Source organism: Acidisphaera rubrifaciens HS-AP3 (assembly GCF_000964365.1).
Classification (GTDB): Bacteria; Pseudomonadota; Alphaproteobacteria; order Acetobacterales; family Acetobacteraceae; genus Acidisphaera; species Acidisphaera rubrifaciens.
Genome location: NZ_BANB01000377.1, coordinates 1 through 2974, shown reverse-complemented (window position 1 = coordinate 2974; position 2974 = coordinate 1). Strand labels below are relative to the sequence as shown.

Annotated in this window: 2 protein-coding genes; both read left to right on the top strand. The window is 70.4% G+C overall.

The annotated features are described in order from the left end of the window. On the top strand, nt 1-659 hold a 659-nt coding region (locus B8460_RS11360), incomplete at its 5' end, for an SDR family NAD(P)-dependent oxidoreductase (protein WP_048861712.1). Between the two features lie 229 nt (nt 660-888). Then, nucleotides 889-2974: MGH1-like glycoside hydrolase domain-containing protein (locus B8460_RS11355; protein ID WP_052945222.1), on the top strand; the 2086-nt coding region annotated here is incomplete at its 3' end.

Sequence of the window (2974 nt, the reverse complement as noted above, 5' to 3'; positions counted from 1 at the left end):
CCGCCCGCCGCGCCGAGCGGCTGCAGGCGCTGGCCGACGAGCTGGGCGACGCCGTGCTGCCGGTCGCGCTCGACGTGACCGACGCCGCGGCGACCGCCGCCCTGCCCGACGGCCTGCCCGACGGGTGGCGGGAGGTCGACGTGCTGGTGAACAACGCCGGCCTCGCCCTCGGCCTCGATCCGGCGCAGGCGGCGAAGCTGTCCGACTGGGACACGATGATCGCGACCAACGTCACCGGGCTGGTCCACGTCACCCGCGCGCTGCTGCCGGGCATGGTGGCGCGCGACCGGGGGCATGTCGTCAACCTCGGCAGCACGGCCGGCACGTATCCGTATCCGGGCGGCCATGTGTATGGCGCGACAAAGGCTTTCGTGAAGCAGTTCACACTTAACCTGAAGACGGACCTGGTCGGCACCAATGTCCGCGTGACCAGCATCGAGCCGGGTCTGGTCGGCGGGTCGGAGTTCAGCAACATCCGCTTCGGCGACGACGCCAAGGCGGCGGCGGTCTATGCCGGCACCGTGCCGCTGAACCCGGACGACATCGCCGAGGCCGTGTCGTGGGTCGTGCATCTGCCGAAGCACATGAACGTCAACCGGATGGAGCTGATGCCGACGTGTCAGGCGCCGGGGCCGCTGACGGTCAAGCGCGCGGGCTGACCGCGCGCGGGAAGCGGCATGGGGCTTGCGTGACGGTACTGGCGGCGGCGTGTGCGGCGGCGTAAGGTTTGCAACCATTGCGCGAGCACGCGCCTGCCGCGCCGCCACCCGCCCCTGCCCGCTGCCGTACCTGGAGACCTGACGATGCCCGCCGAGCGCGCCACCGGCCACACGTCGCCTCCCCTGCCCCCGACCGCCGACCGGAGCGCGGCGCGCGGCGGCTGAGACGGTGCCGATCCTCCCCGCCGGGGGCCGGCGCGCGCGGCCCGATCCGGAGCGCCGGCGTCTCGCCGAGCAGGCGCATGGCCTGCGCGACTGGCGGCAATGGGGACCGTATCTGAGCGACCGGCAATGGGGCACGGTGCGCGAGGATTACAGCGCCGACGGCGAGGCCTGGACGTATCTCACGCACGCCGACGCCGCCGCCCGCGCCTATCGCTGGGGCGAGGACGGGATCGGCGGCATCTGCGACGAGACGCAGCGCCTGTGCCTCGCGCTCGGGCTGTGGAACGGCGCCGACCCGATCCTGAAGGAGCGGCTGTTCGGCCTGACCGGCAAGCAGGGCAACCACGGCGAGGACGTCAAGGAGCTGTACTGGTACGTCGATGCCGTGCCGTCGCACACCTATTTGCGGATGCTCTACAAATACCCGCAGCGCGCGTTCCCCTATGCGGCGCTGGTCGAGGAATCGGCGCGGCGCGGGCGCGACGATGCGGAATACGAGCTGCTGGACACCGGCATCCTGGACGGGGACCGGTATTTCGACGTCGTCATCGAATACGCCAAGGCCGACGAGGCCGACATCCTGATGCGCGTGACCGCGACCAATCGCGGGCCGGAGACGGCGGTGCTGCATCTGCTGCCGCAGCTGTGGTTCGCCAATCACTGGTCATGGCGCCCCGACCATCCGAAGCCGTCGATGGCGGCGACCGGGCCGACCACGGTGCGCGCCGAGCATCGCGTGCTGGGCCGCTACACGTTCGACGTGGAGCCGGGGGCGGAGCTGCTGTTCTGCGAGAACGAGACCAACCCGGCGCTGGCCGGCGCGCCGCGCCCGGGCCTGTTCAAGGACGGCGTGCAGCAGCGCGTAGTGGGCGGCAGGCGCGATACCACCAGTGCCCACGGTCCGGGCACCAAGGTCGCGGCGTGGCATACGCGGATGCTGGCGCCGGGCGAGCAGTGGATCGTGCGGGCGCGGCTGGTGCGCGACCAGTCGCTGATCCCGCCGTTCAGCGCGTTCGACGAGCAGGTGGACACGCGGCGGGCGGAGGCTGACCGGTTCTATGCGGTGCTGCAGGCCGGCATCGCCGATCCCGACGCGCGGTCGGTGCAGCGGCAGGCGCTGGCCGGGATGATCTGGAACAAGCAGTACTACGGGATGGACGTCTATCGCTGGCTGCGCGGCGATCCGACGATGCCGCCGCCGCCCGAGCAGCGCCGGTCCGGCCGCAACGCCGACTGGCGGCATCTGGCGGCCGACGACGTGATCTCCATGCCCGACAAATGGGAGTATCCGTGGTTCGCCGCCTGGGACCTCGCGTTTCACTGCCTGCCGTTCGCGCTGATCGATCCGGCTTTCGCCAAGGATCAGCTGATGGTGCTGCTGGGCGAGAGCTACATGCACCCGAACGGGCAGATCCCGGCCTATGAATGGGCGTTCGGCGACGCCAACCCGCCGGTGCATGCGTGGGCGGCGCGGCGGGTCTATGAGATCGACCGCGACGCGAACGGCGGGCGCGGCGACCGCGGCTTCCTCGAGGCGATCTTTCACAAGCTGCTGCTGAACTTCGCGTGGTGGGTGAACCGGCGCGACGCGCAGGGGCGCAACGTGTTCCAGGGCGGGTTCCTCGGCCTCGACAATATCGGCGTGTTCGACCGGTCCAAGCCGCTGCCGATGGGCGGGTATCTGGATCAGACCGACGGCACCGCGTGGATGGCATCCTTCGCGCTCAACATGATGGGCATCGCGCTGGAGCTGGCGCTGGAGGAGCCGGCGTATGAGGACATCGCCAGCAAGTTCTTCGAGCATTTCCTGTACATCGCCCGGGCGCTGACCGATATCGGCGACCGCGGCGTGGGGCTGTGGAACGATCAGGACAAGTTCTTCTACGACGTGCTCAACCTGCCGGACGGGCGGATGCACGACCTCAAGCTGCGCTCCATGGTCGGGCTGACGCCGCTGTTCGCGGTGGAGACGATCGAGCCGGAGACACTGGCGCGCCTGCCGCGCTTCGCCCGCCGGCTGCACACCTTCCTCAACCGCCGCGCCGACCTCGCCAACCTCGTCTCGCGCTGGGACGAGCCCGGCCTCGGCG